At 60.7% G+C, this 14,474-nt stretch carries 16 protein-coding genes and 1 pseudogene; 6 read left to right on the top strand and 11 right to left on the bottom strand.

Features of this window, described 5'->3' with window-relative positions; genetic code table 11:
- The coding region (locus IWX77_RS15615; protein ID WP_327012245.1) for an RHS repeat-associated core domain-containing protein at positions 1-402 on the top strand (402 nt) is incomplete at its 5' end.
- Positions 403-740: 338 nt separating this feature from the next.
- On the opposite strand, the gene IWX77_RS15620 is transcribed toward IWX77_RS15615, so the two are convergent.
- The 5 genes from IWX77_RS15620 to IWX77_RS15640 all read right to left on the bottom strand — a co-directional run bounded on the left by IWX77_RS15620 (position 741) and on the right by IWX77_RS15640 (position 5,469).
- Complete coding sequence (locus IWX77_RS15620; protein ID WP_196845478.1) at positions 741-1,307, bottom strand: recombinase family protein; 567 nt, start codon at positions 1,305-1,307, stop codon at positions 741-743.
- Positions 1,308-1,334: 27 nt separating this feature from the next.
- A complete protein-coding gene (locus tag IWX77_RS15625) occupies positions 1,335-2,159 on the bottom strand; it encodes an ATP-binding protein (protein WP_327012246.1) in 825 nt (274 codons plus the stop codon).
- Between the two features lie 67 nt (positions 2,160-2,226).
- Positions 2,227-3,516: a Mu transposase C-terminal domain-containing protein gene (locus IWX77_RS15630; RefSeq protein ID WP_327012247.1), complete on the bottom strand. Its 1,290-nt coding sequence runs from the start codon at positions 3,514-3,516 to the stop codon at positions 2,227-2,229.
- 167 nt (positions 3,517-3,683) lie between these two features.
- Positions 3,684-4,250 carry a recombinase family protein gene (locus tag IWX77_RS15635; RefSeq protein ID WP_196845481.1) on the bottom strand — a complete coding sequence of 189 codons (567 nt, stop codon included), beginning with the start codon at positions 4,248-4,250 and terminating at the stop codon, positions 3,684-3,686.
- Between the two features lie 583 nt (positions 4,251-4,833).
- Positions 4,834-5,469: a hypothetical protein gene (locus IWX77_RS15640; RefSeq protein ID WP_196845482.1), complete on the bottom strand. Its 636-nt coding sequence runs from the start codon at positions 5,467-5,469 to the stop codon at positions 4,834-4,836.
- A 183-nt stretch (positions 5,470-5,652) separates the two neighbouring features.
- Here IWX77_RS15640 and IWX77_RS15645 point away from each other — a divergent pair.
- The 3 genes and pseudogenes from IWX77_RS15645 to IWX77_RS15655 all read left to right on the top strand — a co-directional run bounded on the left by IWX77_RS15645 (position 5,653) and on the right by IWX77_RS15655 (position 7,904).
- Positions 5,653-6,946 (top strand): annotated as a pseudogene (locus IWX77_RS15645) (IS3 family transposase).
- An 18-nt stretch (positions 6,947-6,964) separates the two neighbouring features.
- On the top strand, positions 6,965-7,240 hold the full coding sequence (locus IWX77_RS15650) for a hypothetical protein (RefSeq protein ID WP_196845483.1): 276 nt from the start codon (positions 6,965-6,967) through the stop codon (positions 7,238-7,240).
- 40 nt (positions 7,241-7,280) lie between these two features.
- Complete coding sequence (locus IWX77_RS15655) at positions 7,281-7,904, top strand: Tn3 family transposase (protein ID WP_196845508.1); 624 nt, start codon at positions 7,281-7,283, stop codon at positions 7,902-7,904.
- A 386-nt stretch (positions 7,905-8,290) separates the two neighbouring features.
- On the opposite strand, the gene IWX77_RS15660 is transcribed toward IWX77_RS15655, so the two are convergent.
- On the bottom strand, positions 8,291-9,181 hold the full coding sequence (locus tag IWX77_RS15660) for an SDR family oxidoreductase (RefSeq protein WP_196845484.1): 891 nt from the start codon (positions 9,179-9,181) through the stop codon (positions 8,291-8,293).
- A gap of 245 nt (positions 9,182-9,426) precedes the next feature.
- On the opposite strand from IWX77_RS15660, the gene IWX77_RS15665 reads away from it, so the two are divergent.
- A complete protein-coding gene (locus IWX77_RS15665; RefSeq protein WP_196845485.1) occupies positions 9,427-9,672 on the top strand; it encodes a hypothetical protein in 246 nt (81 codons plus the stop codon).
- Positions 9,673-9,819: 147 nt separating this feature from the next.
- Here the strand turns inward: IWX77_RS15665 and IWX77_RS15670 are convergent, their stop codons facing one another.
- The 5 genes from IWX77_RS15670 to IWX77_RS15690 all read right to left on the bottom strand — a co-directional run bounded on the left by IWX77_RS15670 (position 9,820) and on the right by IWX77_RS15690 (position 13,154).
- Positions 9,820-10,323 carry a DUF805 domain-containing protein gene (locus tag IWX77_RS15670; RefSeq protein ID WP_196845486.1) on the bottom strand — a complete coding sequence of 168 codons (504 nt, stop codon included), beginning with the start codon at positions 10,321-10,323 and terminating at the stop codon, positions 9,820-9,822.
- A gap of 522 nt (positions 10,324-10,845) precedes the next feature.
- Positions 10,846-11,235, bottom strand: a complete 390-nt coding sequence (locus tag IWX77_RS15675; protein WP_196845487.1) for a GntR family transcriptional regulator — start codon at positions 11,233-11,235, stop codon at positions 10,846-10,848.
- Positions 11,232-12,146 (bottom strand): hypothetical protein, encoded by a 915-nt coding sequence (locus IWX77_RS15680; RefSeq protein WP_196845488.1) that lies wholly within the window; start codon positions 12,144-12,146, stop codon positions 11,232-11,234. Before IWX77_RS15680 ends, IWX77_RS15675 begins: the two co-directional genes overlap by 4 nt.
- A 416-nt stretch (positions 12,147-12,562) precedes the next feature.
- Positions 12,563-12,973: a hypothetical protein gene (locus IWX77_RS15685; protein ID WP_196845489.1), complete on the bottom strand. Its 411-nt coding sequence runs from the start codon at positions 12,971-12,973 to the stop codon at positions 12,563-12,565.
- Complete coding sequence (locus IWX77_RS15690) at positions 12,960-13,154, bottom strand: helix-turn-helix transcriptional regulator (protein WP_196845490.1); 195 nt, start codon at positions 13,152-13,154, stop codon at positions 12,960-12,962. Before IWX77_RS15690 ends, IWX77_RS15685 begins: the two co-directional genes overlap by 14 nt.
- A gap of 657 nt (positions 13,155-13,811) precedes the next feature.
- Here IWX77_RS15690 and IWX77_RS15695 point away from each other — a divergent pair.
- Positions 13,812-14,318: a nitroreductase family deazaflavin-dependent oxidoreductase gene (locus IWX77_RS15695; protein ID WP_196845491.1), complete on the top strand. Its 507-nt coding sequence runs from the start codon at positions 13,812-13,814 to the stop codon at positions 14,316-14,318.
- Positions 14,319-14,474: the final 156 nt, after the last annotated feature.

Consider the following 14,474-nt stretch of genomic DNA (forward strand, 5'->3'; position numbering starts at 1 on the left):
TCCGCCCAAAACCCGTACTCCTTCAAAGCCGGAATCCAAGACCGCGCCTCAGGACTGGTGAAATTTGGCATCCGCTGGTACAACGCCACCACCGGAACCTGGACGCAACAAGACACCCTCGACACCCCACTCAACCCCGCCAACGCCAACCGCTACGCCTACGCCGCCAACGACCCCATCAACAACATCGACCCGACCGGACAGATTTCCGGGTGCACCATTTTTGGCGGCATAGCCGCAGGTGCAGGGGTGGTTGCAGTCGGAGCTCTTATCGTGGGTACCGTCACAGCGCCGACCGTCGCTGGCCCGGCGGTCGGCGCAAGCGTTCTGTACGGCGCAACTGTCGTTGGCGGTGTTGCTGGCGGCTTTGCCTTCTTAACCTGCACCGTTTTCGGCATCTAGCAAGAGATTACTCGTGGATATCTATTTCTTCGGCACCCTTGTTCTTACGCTGATCTTTGTACTTCTGGGATCCAGATATCTGAAGGGCCATCCCCGACAAATCGGCACTCATCTAAGCGCGCCGCGAATAGCCCTATTTGCCATTGGCGGGTTCTTGATCGTGAACATTATCGTCTCAGCGATTCTGTACTTGAGTACGAAGTAGCGGTCACGCACTGTGCTTGCTGGACTCGGGATTTACCGGGGATTATAGGCGTCAGCTCACGAAACGGAATAAAAACCACGCTAAGAGTCTGATGGCGGCCGCAGCCGAGTATTTTGCTCCGGAGTGGCTGGAATTACGGTCTTCCGTGGGCGGGGATCCACCGGTACAGCGTGGCAATGGAGACGCCCAGGTCACGCGCAACGTCGGGTGGTGTCATACCTGCTTCGAGAAGCTTTATTGCTGATGCGATCTTGCTGTCGGTCATGATGCGTTTCCGGCCGGGGAGGTGGCCTTTTTCGCGGGCGGCGGCGAGGCCTGCTTGGGTTCGTTCGATGGTGAGTTCTCGTTCCATTTGCGCGAGCGACGCCATGATGTTGAAGAAGAACCGGCCGGCCGGGGTGGTGGTGTCGATTTGGTCGGTGAGCGAGCGGAAGCCCACACCGTCAGTGTGGAGTTGTTCTGTGAAGTCGATGAGGTTCTTCACGGTACGGCCGAGTCGGTCAAGTTTCCAGACGACGAGAGTGTCGCCGGCGCGGAGCTGTTCGAGCGCCTTCGTCAAGCCTGGTCGATCGGTCTTGGTGCCACTGATGGTGTCCTCGAAGATCTTCGCGCAGCCCGCCTTGGTCAGTGCTTGGTGTTGCAGGGCGAGGTTTTGGTCTGCGGTAGAGACGCGGGCGTAGCCGATGAGTGTGAGTCGCATCGATAAATGGCGTTGTTTCGGCAGCGATCAGTGGCCGATGAGGAGGGCTTCGCGGGCGGCGTCGACGATCTCGGGCGTGAGGGATTGGAGGCCGTTGACGGTCTGGACGCGATCGATCTGGGTGAGAAGCCGTTCGACGAGTCGAAAGTTGCCGCCGGTGATACGGACGATCGTTGCGACGGCGGTCGCGTGCGCGATACCGCCATCGGCCGTCTCGGCCGCGGCAGGTAGTCGTTGCATGAGTACTGCGGTGAGTTCGTCGGGGGTCAATGGTCGGTACTCGTGGGCGAATCCGATTCGGCTGTAGAGCTGCGGGTAACGGGCGAGGCGTTTTTCGATGCCGGGCATGCCGATCAGGATGACTCCCATGTGGTGTCGGTCGAAATAGTCGCGGACCTGTTCGAGGCCGGTTGTTTTGAGACGGTCGGCTTCGTCGATGATGAGCAGTTCGGTACGGCCGCTGGAGCGGGATTCATCGTGGACATAGGGATCGACGACACCATGCTCGGCGTAGTCGATCGCGAAGGAGATTTGTTGGCATGCTCGTGGGAGGCCTTGGTCGATCTGACGGACGGTAGCGGCAACAGTCGGGGTGAAGAATGCGGTGCGGGCGTGCAGGATGCCTTGGGGTACCGGGCCGAGGTCGTCGGAGAAAATTGACTGCCATTGTTCCCAGTCGTCGGCAGCGGCGTAGTGACGGGCGGAGAGTGTTTTGCCAACTCCCGGTGGTCCCCAGCAGAGGCCGATGTAGCGGTGGGTGCGGACGGTGTCGGCGAATTCTGTGAAGCGGCGATGTTCGCGTGTGGTCTGGAATGGGGGCTGTTCGGGCAATGGCGGTGCGGCGTGGTTCACCTCGCCAAATTCTCCGGTCAAGAAGCGTCGGCCATCGTCTCCCTTACTTAAGAGCGAGTGCTCGGAATCAGTCGGTGGCATAGAGGCGCAATCCGTGTCGAGGTGGAGTGTCATCTGGTTGCGCCGGCTCCACATCGGTGGGCTCGGGTGGGAGGTACCGCGAATCAGTTGGAAGCGCGTCGGCGAGGCTACGCCATGCCCGCAGTTGTTTCTTGAGGTCATGTCGGCGGCGCGTTCGGGCAGTTTGTAGCTGTTGGAGAGAGATGGAATCGGCGGCCAGCTCGGGCGCGATTGCGCGGCAGAGGAACGCGTCGTTGAAGTAAACGCGGATTTCGCCGACATCGCGCGGGTTGAATCGCACGGTGACCTGCTCGCCGACATAAGCAGCCAAGACGGTCGAGACGTATCGGGTGGAGGCGAATTGGATGCCATCGCGCTGCACCTTCCTGGTTGTGGCGGCGGTCAGCAAGAGCATGTCGAGATCTTCCGGATGCGCAGGCCCGCGCGGGATGAACCCGGACGCACCCCAGCGCTGGTCGGGTATCTCCCGCGTCTCCGAGTGCGCACGGCTGTTGTACTCGGTGACGATAAATCGCTCGACGATGCTGTCGAGCTGCTCGAGGGTGAGCGTCGGGGCAGTGATTGGCCTGCCGTTCGTGCCGTGCGGTATATGCCCGGGTAGGTGCGGGAGTAGCTCGGTGGTGATCGTCCCATAGAACCGTTCGATCTTTCCGCGGCCCTGCGGGACGCCCGTCCTTGAGTGGATGAGTCGGATGTGGGTCTCCAGGCACACGCGTTCTAGCCGGGCGGAGGTGAAGTCTGATCCGTGATCGCTGTAGAGAATATCGGGCAGGCCAGAGATAGACCACGCAGGGTTTGTCTTGCCGTTAACGGCCTGGTGCAGTGCGAGCGCTGTCTGTTCAGCGGTTGGGGCACCAAGGAACAGGGTGTAGCCGGCGACGGCGCGAGAGTAGTCGTCTAGCACGACGGTCAGCCACGGGCGCACGGCCGTACCGCTCTTGTCGAGTACGGCGACGTCCAGAAGAGTGTGGTCGGCCTGCCACTGTTCATTCGGTTTCGAAGCGGTCCGTCGAAACACCAACTCGAATCGGTCTCGGTACGCGGCGTCACCGTGCTGTGCGAGTGTGCGTAGTCCCGGGTCGATCCCTGCAATTAACGTCCGCACGCTGGAGTAACTAGGCGAAGGCAGCCCGCGATCGTGGGCGATGTCACTGACGCGGCGATGGACGAACGCCGCGGTCGGTTGCGGCCGTCGAAGCGCGAGCGCTTCGACGGCATCGCAGAGCTCGGAGGGAATGCGGCGCTGACCGCGGTCGGCGCGTCTGCGACGCTGCAACCCGCCCAGTGTCGAGTCAGCTCGATACTTCTCGGCCCACCGCGTAAGTGTTCTCGGCGCTACACCTGATTCCGTGGCCAGGCGCGTCCAAGCAACGCCTTCCTCGTGCTGACGCAGTACAGCAAGCTTGTCCTGGGCTGTCCACTGCGTCATCGTGAGTCACCGCCTCACGCTGGTCCGGCGTCTTCGGCTAGGTGGCGATAAATTGTGCCGCGGGAGACGCTGAACGTCTCTGCGATCTGCTGCACGGTGTACGACTTCGCGTCGTACATGGTTCGTGCCTGTTTCGCTTTCGTCGGGGTCATCTTGAACCGGCCGCCGCCTTTACGGCCTCGTGCTCGCGCTGCCGCGAGTCCGTCGTGCGTGCGTTCAACGATGAGGTCGTGCTCAAACTCCGCGATGGCGGCGAGCATGTGAAAGAACAGCCGACCGCCTGGAGTGGTCGTGTCGATTCCTTGGGACAGCGCCTTCAGGCCGACGCCGCGCAGCTGGAGGCCGTCGACAACTTCTTTCAGGTTCCGTACGGACCGGCCCAGTCTGTCGAGCTTGGTGACGACGAGGGTGTCGCCACTGCGTAGATAATCCAGCGCGTCATCGAGGGCGGGGCGCTTTGCCAAGACTCCGGAAGCGTGCTCGACGAACACCTTGTCGCACCCAGCGACTGCCAGCGCATCTGTTTGCCCGTCGAGATTTTGTTCCCGGGTCGATACACGCGCATAACCAATAGAAGCCATAGCGACAATGTACCGCGAATGCCGCTAACGGCACATAGCTCTCGGACACGAGCTATGGAACACAACACGCCGATTCACGCATCGATGGGCGTGAGTGCTCCATAGACGGTCGTTGATGCTACATGCGAGGACGGACTCTTCACGGTGTTTTATTGGCGCTCGCGGGCGGGGTGTTGGCACCCCGGGTGTGGACCTCGGTGCTCTGTGGCGGCGTTTTGTGACCGTTCCGTGTCGCTAGATTCCGATGACGAGGATGCTCGCGGCGGCCTCCATCGAGAATTAGTAAAACAATGCGATCATAGAACGCCGCCACTGACCGGCGCGGTGGACATGCTGAGACGCTGTCTGGGCGGAGAATATCTATTAGGGCACCGAGGAGTTATTCGACGATACCCCATGTGTTTGCGTCGGCTGCTGCCAAAGTCCTTGTGAGGACTCGTGGTCGGCTGCACACAGCTGACCGCCCCGTCACCATCTAGACGGAAGCCCCGTCTGAAACTACCGGCGGTGCTTTTTCCCACTCGGTCATCGTCGGTGACGATGACCGAGTGGCTACCTCAAATAACACGACGCGCGACAATTGTTATTTAGCCTTGTATACCTCAATGGACGATGCCTGATTAGCCATGGCACCTAAGAAGCCTGCACCTGCGCTCGCAAAAGTGCTGCCTTCCCAGCCCGCATCGACGAAGAGCTTTAGCCCGCACATTCCGTAGCCCTTAAAGGATTCAATGTTGTCGTTGAACCCCGACCCCATCAAATTCAAGACGTTGCCATATGTGTAATTGCCGTAAAAGCCACAAGGCTCTTGACTTAGCGAAGCGGTCATCGTCTCGGAGCTGCCATTGTAGTATTCGTCAACGTAGTAAATGCCGAGGAGATAAGTGGCGTTCACCGCGTTCGGAGATGCAGCCGATGATTGGGTCGAGTAGTTGGTACTTTTCAGCCCAGCCTTTTCACTAGGGGACAATACGAGGGCGTCGGGGATATCTTGATCTACGAATTCGATGCCGTACTCAACATAGACTTTTTTCGCGAGTTCCTCCTGGGTGGGAGCGCAAGCTGATAGAAGTGTGACCATATCTTTCCAACAAGCCTGCTCTTGCGTTGCCTCCGTGTCTACGGGCGCAGATGTCGACGCATTAGCAGCAGGCGACCCGCCAAGCAACATCGCCGCCAGCACAAGTGAGCCCCCGAACATTTTTAGGAAAATCTTCATTGTTCCTCCATGTTTAGTAAGTAGTCAAGTAATTCTTAACCGTCGCTCGAAGGCTAGCACTCCGGGACTTTCATAAACCAAAATTATTTCGGCATTCCCTTGAAAGCGGCAGTAGGTATTATTGAAACAATATGAACCGTCCCTGATTTCCTGCCGCTTTCTTTCTGGTGAAAGGATTCGGTTATGCCCAAGAAATACCCAGATGAGGTTCGTGAGCGAGCGGTTCGTATGACGCTTGATCGGTTGAAGGATTACCCGTCGATGTGGGCCGCGTGTCGCGAACTGGCGCCCAAGCTCAACGTCGGCCCGGAAACGCTCCGGAAGTGGGCCAGGCAGGCGCAATCCGACGCGGGAGAACGGACCGGTCCCACGAGCGAGGGGCTGGAGGAGATCAAGCGTCTCAAGCGCGAAAACCGGGACCTGCGGGAGACCAACGAGATCCTCAAAGCTGCAGCATCTTTCTTGAGCTAAGGGAGCTCGACCCTCGCAACCGTCCATAGTCGCCTTCATCGTTTCGATGAAAGCGAACGGCCATGGAATCGAGCTGACCTGTGGCGTCCTTTGTGAGCCGGGCGTCTTGGTCACTTCACGGTCGTATCGTGCATGGAAGATCCGCGCTGCCGCCGTTCGGACCCGCAGCGACGCTGTCCTTCTGGATCGGCTCAAAGCGTTGACGGTGCGGGACGTTCAAGGCCGGCAACAGCCGGAGATTCTCTACGGCCGCCGCAAGATGACGGCCTAGCTGAGTCGGGGCGATTTCGCCGGTGTGTCCAAGCACACCGTGGACCGGCTGATGCGTCTCGAAGGCATGAACGGCCTCGTTCGTGGACGTAAGCCGCGCAGCAGCCTCTCGACCGGGAAGGATTCGCCCCGCGCCCCTGACCTTTTGAAACGCAATTTCAGCGCGCCCCACCCCAACCACAGCTGGGTGACGGACTTCACCTATGTGCCGACGTGGGGCGGGTTCGTCTATGTCGCCTTCGCGATCGACCTGTATTCTCGGGCGATCGTGGGCTGGCATGCGTCCACGGTGAAGGACACCCCGTTCGTTGAGGTGTGTTTGAACATGGCGCTGTGGCGCCGAGACAACGCAGGTCACACCGTCCAGCCCGGGCTGATCCATCACAGCGACGCCGGGTCGCAATATACGTCCATTCGATTCACGGAGACCGTCGCGCTCGAAGGCCTGGTCGCATCCATTGGGACGGTCGGTGACGCGTATGACAATGCGGCTGCGGAGACCGTAATGGGCCTTTACAAGAACGAAGCCGTCGCGAAGAACTCACCCTTCATCACCGGTCCCTTGAAGACCCTCGCCGACGTCGAGAAACTCACCTTCGACTGGCTCGACTGGTACAACGATCGGCGGCTACACAGCGCACTGGGGAACATGCCGTCGGCTGAATACGAGCTCAACTATTACGCTGAAACAAACGGCCCGATAAATATCGAAGCCGCCAACAGAACGGCTGCATGAAACACGGGACGGTTCAATATGGAGATCTTCGAACGTTTCAGTGAGGCGCTGTTGCTTCTTGCTGGTGCTGCGGCTGTGGCAGCGATTGGCGTCTTTGCCTGGCAGTTCTGGCAGCTTGTCCGAATCACTCGTGCAGGACGTATTCGCGCTAAAAACGAGAGAGTGACTCAAGAACGTGAAAATGGTCTCCGGGCCAAACTAGTGAGTCAGGGATACAGCGAAAGCGAGGCCGATGATGCGATCCGCTTTTCAAGATCACAGGAGACAGAATCTGAATCGACCGATCCGCTTTAATCCGGGGGTCTGAAAGCCCTCATTTCTTAAGGGCTGGCGCATCAACACTGGCGCAGACTACGGCCCGCTGGACACCTTCGCCCGCGGCAAGGTCGACCTCGGCAAGATCCGCAGAAACTGGGATGACATCGTCCGCGTGGTCTCCTCGATCTACACCGGCTCGGTGCGCGCGTACGACGTTGTGACGATGCTGCAACGCGACGGATATCCCACCGCGCTTGGCGAGGCAATCGCCACCTACGGGCGGATCTTCAAGACGCTGCACATTCTGACCTACATCGACGTCGATGAGTCCTACCGCCGCGATATCAAAGACATCCGCAACCTTAAAGAGAACCGTCACTCCCTCGCGCGCAAGATTTGCCATGGTAAAAGGGGTGAGCTCTACCACCACTACGAGCGCGGGCTGGAGAACCAGCTTGGTGCTCTTGGCCTAGTCCTGAACTGCGCCACCCTCTGGACCACCCGCTATCTCGACGCCACAGTCACCCAGCTACGAGACCAGGACTACCCGATCCGGGAAGACGACCTGGCCAGACTCTCACCCTTCGTGCATTCCCACCTCGGCGTGCTGGGCACCTACACCTTCGCCACTCCCGACCTCGCCCCCGGCAAAATCCGCGACCTCCGCGATCCCGACGCGCCCGAAGAGGACGAGGCCTGAGGCCAGCTCCGAGGAGCGGCCGCCGCGACAACCCTGAACGTGCCCCGTCGGCAACGTTCATCAAACGATCCTTTGCTTGGACCGCAGATGACCAGCCCACAGGCTGCGCGGATGCACATGAGCCGCACCACGCCGCATTCTTACCGCGCCGGTTATACGTCCACCACCACCCCGACACGACCCCAGGTCAATTGCCCCAGGTCCGTGCCCGCAAGCCGACCAGCTTGCGGGCCGCCAGGACACGTCGCGGCGCCATCGGCTTACGTGCAGTCCGGGTGACATCTAGCGCTGCGAGAATGCCGCCATTTGTCGCTGCGATTCACACGGATTTGATGTCGCTTTTCGACTTCGAGGGGTGCCCGCAGGGGAACCTCTTCCGGGCGTGTTCAGGAGTAGAGGCTGAATCCGCCGTCGGTAGTGAGGACCTGGCCGACGATCCACCGTCCTTCGTCTGTTGCCAGCCAACCGATCAGCCGTGCCGGATCGGTTGGCTCGCCGAAGCGCCCAAAGGGCGTGTTCCGCACAGACTCCTGGATCTCTGCGAGTGGCCGATCCGTTGTCTCCGGGTCCAAGTAACCGGTATTGACCGGGCCCGGATTGATCGTGTTCAAGATGATTCCCTGCCGCAGCAGCTCACTGGCCACAGTCGGGGTGAGGCCGGCGAGAGCCGCCTTACTGGCCACGTAGGCGACTTCGCCAGGCATGGCGCCCTGGAGCTGGCCCGATGTCATCCAGAACACCCGACCGGTCGCGAATTCGTCACGAGGCCCCGTCGATGGCGCATGTTCTCCCGGGCTCACTGGCGAGTTCTCTCCCCCGCCCGCGAACTGTTTCGCGAACTCTCGCGTCAGGAGAATGGTGGAGCGCGCGTTCACCTGCCAGTGACCGTCGAGGGCCTCAGCGCTCATGTCAAAAATGGATCCGTCCCCGCCGCTCCTGGCATGGTTGCAGACCAAAATATCGACCCGTCCGGTGAGGCTGCACGCGGCTCGAATCGTTTCGACCGCGGAATCCAGCCCCGCGAGATCGATGCTGGCGTCATCGAACCTGGCCTGGTCGGTTTGGACGACACGGATGCCGGCGCGGACTTCGCCCAGATCATCGGCACCCCAGGGCTGGGAAACATCATGCGACGAGAAGTGCTGAATGAAAACGTGGGCACCGAGTTCCGCAAAACGACGCGCCACGGCGAAGCCAATACCTTTGCGGCGTGACACCCCGGTCACAAGGGCGGTCTTACCGAGCAGCGGCAGAGGCGAATTAGAAGTAGAAGTCATGAGACGGGCTCCAAGAAAGAAGTGAATGCAGCAGGAATGACGCGCTGATCCGCTGGGCAGCGGACTCCCTACTTGATTGCCACGGTCGGCCTCGATTCAACCCAGGCACCAGGGCCTCGCCCGAGCGTCTTCAACCACACTAACGGCGGCGGAAATCAACACGACTCCGAAATGGAACCTGAGGCGGAAGGATATGTGGGACGCCGCGGCGTACCGTAGAAAAGGAGACGAGAACGGGGACTCACATGTCGCATCGCACCACCACACCGCAGACCGCAGTCTGGTACTTCGTAGGCGCGACGTTCATGTTCGTCTCCCCGACGCTCATCTTCCAGGGATCTGATCTTCTGTGGCTGAGGCTGCTCACACTCGTGGCGGGCTTGATCACACTCACGAGCGGGATCCTGGTGTGGACCCGAGAGCAGCGGCAGCGACGCGCCGCCCGCGACGCTGACAGCCCGGAGCAGCCTGGACGGGCCACCTCGGGATAGCCGCACGGCATGCGTGTCTCGACGGATGAACAAAACTGCCCCACGGGCCTTCGAGACCACGCCGTCGGCGTTCTGGTGACATCTCCGCTATCCGGGTGCCCGATCGGGCGCCCGCAAGGGAACCGCTTGCGCGGCAGGTCGACGAAGCTAGGCGTCGAAACGCGCGCCCTCTGGCCGCGATCGACGGGCAGCGAGCAGGAGCAAAATAAAGGGGCCAGGCGGAACGAGAGCAAGCAGCGCCCACCAGCCCGAGAGATTCGAGTCGTGAAGGCGGCGGACTGCGACTGTGAAGCCGGGGATGGCGGTGAGGATCAGCCAGAGCCCCGCGAAGAGCAAGAAAAACGCCGCGACCGGTGAGCTGGGTGCGTCTGTCTGATGCCAGTTGAACAACTCGATGTTCGCGAATAGCCACGAGCCAAACGGCCCCAACAGCAGGGTCGGCTGTGGGGTCCGCCCTGAGATCAGCGCGGGAATGAGAAGCTGTGCAATCGCCAGTACGACAACGTTGACGAGCATCCACCACCAGTATTCGCTGCGGCTCGCCCGGCCTCGGAGGCCGAAAGCACCGCTCACAAATCGACTCATGGCCTGCGGCAACGAAGCTCCCGGCGCGGAGGTGGTGTCCGTGGAGGTTCCGCCGGTGTACGTCATAGGTCCATGCTAGAGGACCGACCGAGGGTCTCCCACGAGGCGGTCGGCGACCCGGCTACCTCCGCTCGACCTTGAACGTGCATGGAGTCTATAGGCTGCGTCCCGCAAGCCGAAGGGCAAGCGGCGCACCTGGGAGCGAATCTGTTGGCGCGGTGAAGGTCTAACTATCAATCGGGATTCAAGTCAATCGCGGTGGTCGTGCCCGGTGCCAGCTCACGAATGTGAGGATGGCGTTCACGGCTCCGATGGCCACAAACATCCAGCCAAATTGACTGCCGCGTACTAGGAACGAAATTCCGAGTGCGATCAACACCGTGCCGGAAACTATGCCGAGGACTAGCGTTCGACGGCGTCCTCGACTCGCCTTGCCCAACTGTCTGTCGCGCATAATCACGAGCCTAGTTCAATTCCAGAACTGCCGAGCCAAGCTTCCGATTGAGAGTGCGCTGTCCCTTACCTCGCGCTAACCATCCCGAAAGAGGAACGATCAACGAGGCATGAGACATTTCCCGGGTGGCTCGCTCAGGGCGCCCTCAACGCGTCCGGTGTTTCGGGTTGAATTGACTGCTCGGGCCAGATTGCGTGGAGGATGCGGAGGGTCTCGTCCAGCCCGATACCGGCCTGGGTGCTGGTTGCCGCGAGTTGCCGGGCTACATCCAATACTTGCCGCGGTATTGTTGTGGCGCTTCGGCTGACACGGGTGCCTCCACCGGTACGGGCTGTGAGGTAGCCCTCGGCTTCGAGCGCCTTGTATGCCTTTGCTACGGTGCCGGGGGCGACGCCGAGGTCCTTCGCAAGCTGACGGACCGAGGGCAGGCGCTCGTCGGCTGCGAGTCGACCCGACGCGATCAACCCGCGGATTTGATCGCGGATCTGCTCCGTGGGCGGGGCAGATCCTGACAGGGCGATCATGATTTAATCTTGCCCGGTGCCCACCGCCGCGACGGAATCGCTGACAGGACGACAGCGACGCACAACGCTAACCCGATCACCGCGGCGACAGCGGATGCGCCGATCAACACTGGCTGTAGCCCAGCAAACGTGGTCCAGAACGTCACACTTCCCTTCGAGGTCGGGAACGAGGATGTTATCGATACGGTCCCGGCGAGTGAACTGAGTATGAACCCGAGGTGCATGAGTAGGGCACTGGTTCCGATCGCAAGAACGTTGCCTGTGCGGAAAGTTCGAATGTGAACGTCGTGCTCGCGGTTGGCGGCCGGTGTGGGTCGAGCGATGAGCACCAGGACCACGATGGTGACAATGATCAGGACGCCCATCAGGATCAGCGACGGTATGGAGTTGTACCATCCATAGATACTCGAGCCCATTTCACGTCCGCCCCCAAGGTCCACAAGGTACATCGTGTAGTGGCCTGTGCTGGGGTCCGGCCGGGAGGCGGCACCGGCCGTGACGGTGACGCTGAGGATGAGCGCCAGAAGCAGGGCAGGGGCGACGAACCACCAGCCTCGCGCAAAACTTAGCGGAGTCCGTGGTGTGAGATCCGCAACGCCCCGCCCGCTTTGACCTTGAACCGGGAAAGCGAGAAGCGCCATCCCGACGATCCCGAGCAGGAGTGGGGTCGTGAATCGGTAGTTGCGATACCAGACAAAGTATTCAGGTGGCAGATGTAGCGGAAACAGCACGGTACCTAGCAGCAGCAAACCAACGGCGCCGCCGCCAAGAAGCAAGCCCGCCGCCACAGTGAACGCTCCCACACCGCCGCCAGATAGCTGCCTCTTACGCCCCCAAATCAGCCACCACGCCAGGGCGAGAAGGATGCTCGCGAACACCGGTCCCAGCACCACAAAGTAAAACCAAGACATCCCGACACCCCTCACCTCTGTATCACCTAAACAATACACTCATGTATCATCTGATTGTCACAAGTTGCAGGTGAGACCGGTCTCAGCGCGAATGCACCATGTCATTCACACAGCGTGGGCCACGCCTACGTCGCTCGCCCTCCTCGACCGGCAGGCCCCGCCGCCAGCGCCCACGCAATGCGGACGCATCTCGTCACCGCCTGAACCAGGCACGAACGCACGCGTAACGCGGATGCGTCACGGCACTCCGCCCACGACGCGCCTGAACTGACGAGCTTCCGAGGTAGCCTGCTGCTTGACTTCTTCGAGGCCGGCACCCTTAATGCGGGTTCGGTGGAGTTCTCTACTTGCTGGGATCGGCCCAAACCTGCCCGCAGGGGAACCCCCAACGGTCATAAATGGCTGGCCGGTGATGCCTACTGCTTCTTCCGTGCCACGTAGCTGTTGGCCGCTGCCCAAGATCCAAACAGAACAATGAACTGCATAAGTGCGATGTACTCCGCTCCAAGGACGTCCGTGATGAGCGTGAGGAAAACTGTGACGACAGTCATTGCTAACGCGACAATCCCGACGATCGCGAACGCATGTAGGGCAAGGGATTGATCCCGTTCATCAAGGTATTTCATCGAGTTGAGCCGGTCCACGTCCGATGCCTCGCCAGGTCGGCGATAGATGCGAATAATGTTCCAGACCGCGCTTCCGGCTACGGCGAGAATAACGACCAGGAAGGCGAGGTTTCCTGTCACCGCAATGATCACGATGGCGGCAACCACCGCGGCCACCACGACGCCAACATTGAGAGCAAGTGATCGGTCAATCTTCGACATAGAAAATCTCCTCAACGGGGCGATTGAAATGGCGGGCTATTCGAACTGCAAGTGTCAGAGACGGGTCGTACCGACTGGTCTCAATCGCGTTTATCGTTTGGCGCGAGACCCGGAGGATGCTTGCAAGCGCAGCTTGTGAAAGCCCCGCTTCGACTCGCAGTTCCTTCAGAGCGCTTCTCATATGACAAGCCTACTTGTCACACTCGGATCATGACAAGTCAGCTTGTCACCTTTGAAGCCAAAGTGCCGGCGCCCGAAAGCCCAACGGCCAACCCGGCACGGGAATCTCTAACTCACCAGCAGCTATGACCGTCACTCACATGGACGTGATTACGACCGACGCTTGGCAACTGTCATCTTCGATAACGACCTTCTTCGTGATGAGGGACGTCTCGACGAGGAGCCGTGCTCTGCACCCGGCAGCACGACGGACTGGAATGCTGATGAAGAGGCTCCTCCGCCGGACCCAGAATTCACGATGTAGAAGAGAACAGAATCGCCTTCAACCCGACTTAGGCAGCGGAGCAAAATGCACTCGCTGTTCGACGACTAAATGTGCTGAGCTCAGGAACTGGACTCGCTTGCCACGGCCAGGCCACCATCGCGGCCGACGGCGCCAGCCCCGGGAGCCCCGACACTCTCTAGACTCCGGAGTTGCTGTCCTCAATCGTCGGGCCAAAACGCATCCTGCGCTGCGAAGCCGTCACCCGGGACCTGGCCCTCGACACCATCCTGGTCGCCAGCGCGAATACTGGACGTCATGGGATTCAACGAGCGCCACCGGGAAATGTACCGGGGCGGCAGACCAGGAGCAGCAGCCAGGCGAGCCAATCGCACGATGGCCCGCCTCGCGGCGTCCGGCCTTACGGGATGGTGGTTGATTCGCCTTGACACCGTCAACCCCAAGTCCGGGACCGTACTCTCCCTTCCCTTGGTGACGGCCACAGTTGACGGCCGACGCTACGTCGTTTCAATGCTGGGCCAGGGCGCACGCTGGGTGCGCAACGTGCTCGCCGCAGACGGTCACGTCGTTATCCGTGCGGGCAGAAGGCGGGACGTCGTCCTGACCGTGGTCGACGTGAACCTCCGGGCGCCCATCCTCAAGAACTACCTTCGGCGCGCGCCAGGGGGCCGGCCACATATCCCGGTCGACAAGGACGCCCCACTCGCGGACTTCGAAGCCGTTGCGGCCGCATTCCCGGTATTCGAATTTACCCGGCCGAACCGCGGCGCACAGCGCGGTCGCGATGACAGCATGACCGCAAACCCTGCCCGGGCACTCCCCCGTGGATCCTGTCGCCGCAGCAGATCGTGGCCATTTCAATCCCGTATGACCTGTCCATAAGGTAGTCGCGCGAAGCTTCCTGAACCGGCGCCGCCCTGGGCGTCGGCAGTGTCTTGCAAGCCATGGTTGCGAGACACTGAGTCGGGTCACGGGGAGTAGATGGACGCCCGATTGAGGATCGCTCGGCGTTGGCAGAAGCTGATGATCGAACGTCCC

The organism is Cryobacterium sp. CAN_C2 (assembly GCF_015751745.1).
Lineage (GTDB): Bacteria > Actinomycetota > Actinomycetes > Actinomycetales > Microbacteriaceae > Cryobacterium.

Bases quoted from the DNA above. Each gene is read 5' to 3' on its own strand.
- IWX77_RS15620 (WP_196845478.1), bottom strand. From the start codon at position 1,307: ATGCGACTCACACTCATCGGCTACGCCCGCGTCTCTACCGCAGACCAA.
- IWX77_RS15635 (WP_196845481.1), bottom strand. From the start codon at position 4,250: ATGGCTTCTATTGGTTATGCGCGTGTATCGACCCGGGAACAAAATCTC.
- IWX77_RS15640 (WP_196845482.1), bottom strand. From the start codon at position 5,469: ATGAAGATTTTCCTAAAAATGTTCGGGGGCTCACTTGTGCTGGCGGCG.
- IWX77_RS15650 (WP_196845483.1), top strand. From the start codon at position 6,965: ATGGAGATCTTCGAACGTTTCAGTGAGGCGCTGTTGCTTCTTGCTGGT.
- IWX77_RS15660 (WP_196845484.1), bottom strand. From the start codon at position 9,181: ATGACTTCTACTTCTAATTCGCCTCTGCCGCTGCTCGGTAAGACCGCC.
- IWX77_RS15665 (WP_196845485.1), top strand. From the start codon at position 9,427: ATGTCGCATCGCACCACCACACCGCAGACCGCAGTCTGGTACTTCGTA.
- IWX77_RS15670 (WP_196845486.1), bottom strand. From the start codon at position 10,323: ATGACGTACACCGGCGGAACCTCCACGGACACCACCTCCGCGCCGGGA.
- IWX77_RS15675 (WP_196845487.1), bottom strand. From the start codon at position 11,235: ATGATCGCCCTGTCAGGATCTGCCCCGCCCACGGAGCAGATCCGCGAT.
- IWX77_RS15680 (WP_196845488.1), bottom strand. From the start codon at position 12,146: ATGTCTTGGTTTTACTTTGTGGTGCTGGGACCGGTGTTCGCGAGCATC.
- IWX77_RS15685 (WP_196845489.1), bottom strand. From the start codon at position 12,973: ATGTCGAAGATTGACCGATCACTTGCTCTCAATGTTGGCGTCGTGGTG.
- IWX77_RS15690 (WP_196845490.1), bottom strand. From the start codon at position 13,154: ATGAGAAGCGCTCTGAAGGAACTGCGAGTCGAAGCGGGGCTTTCACAA.
- IWX77_RS15695 (WP_196845491.1), top strand. From the start codon at position 13,812: ATGGCCCGCCTCGCGGCGTCCGGCCTTACGGGATGGTGGTTGATTCGC.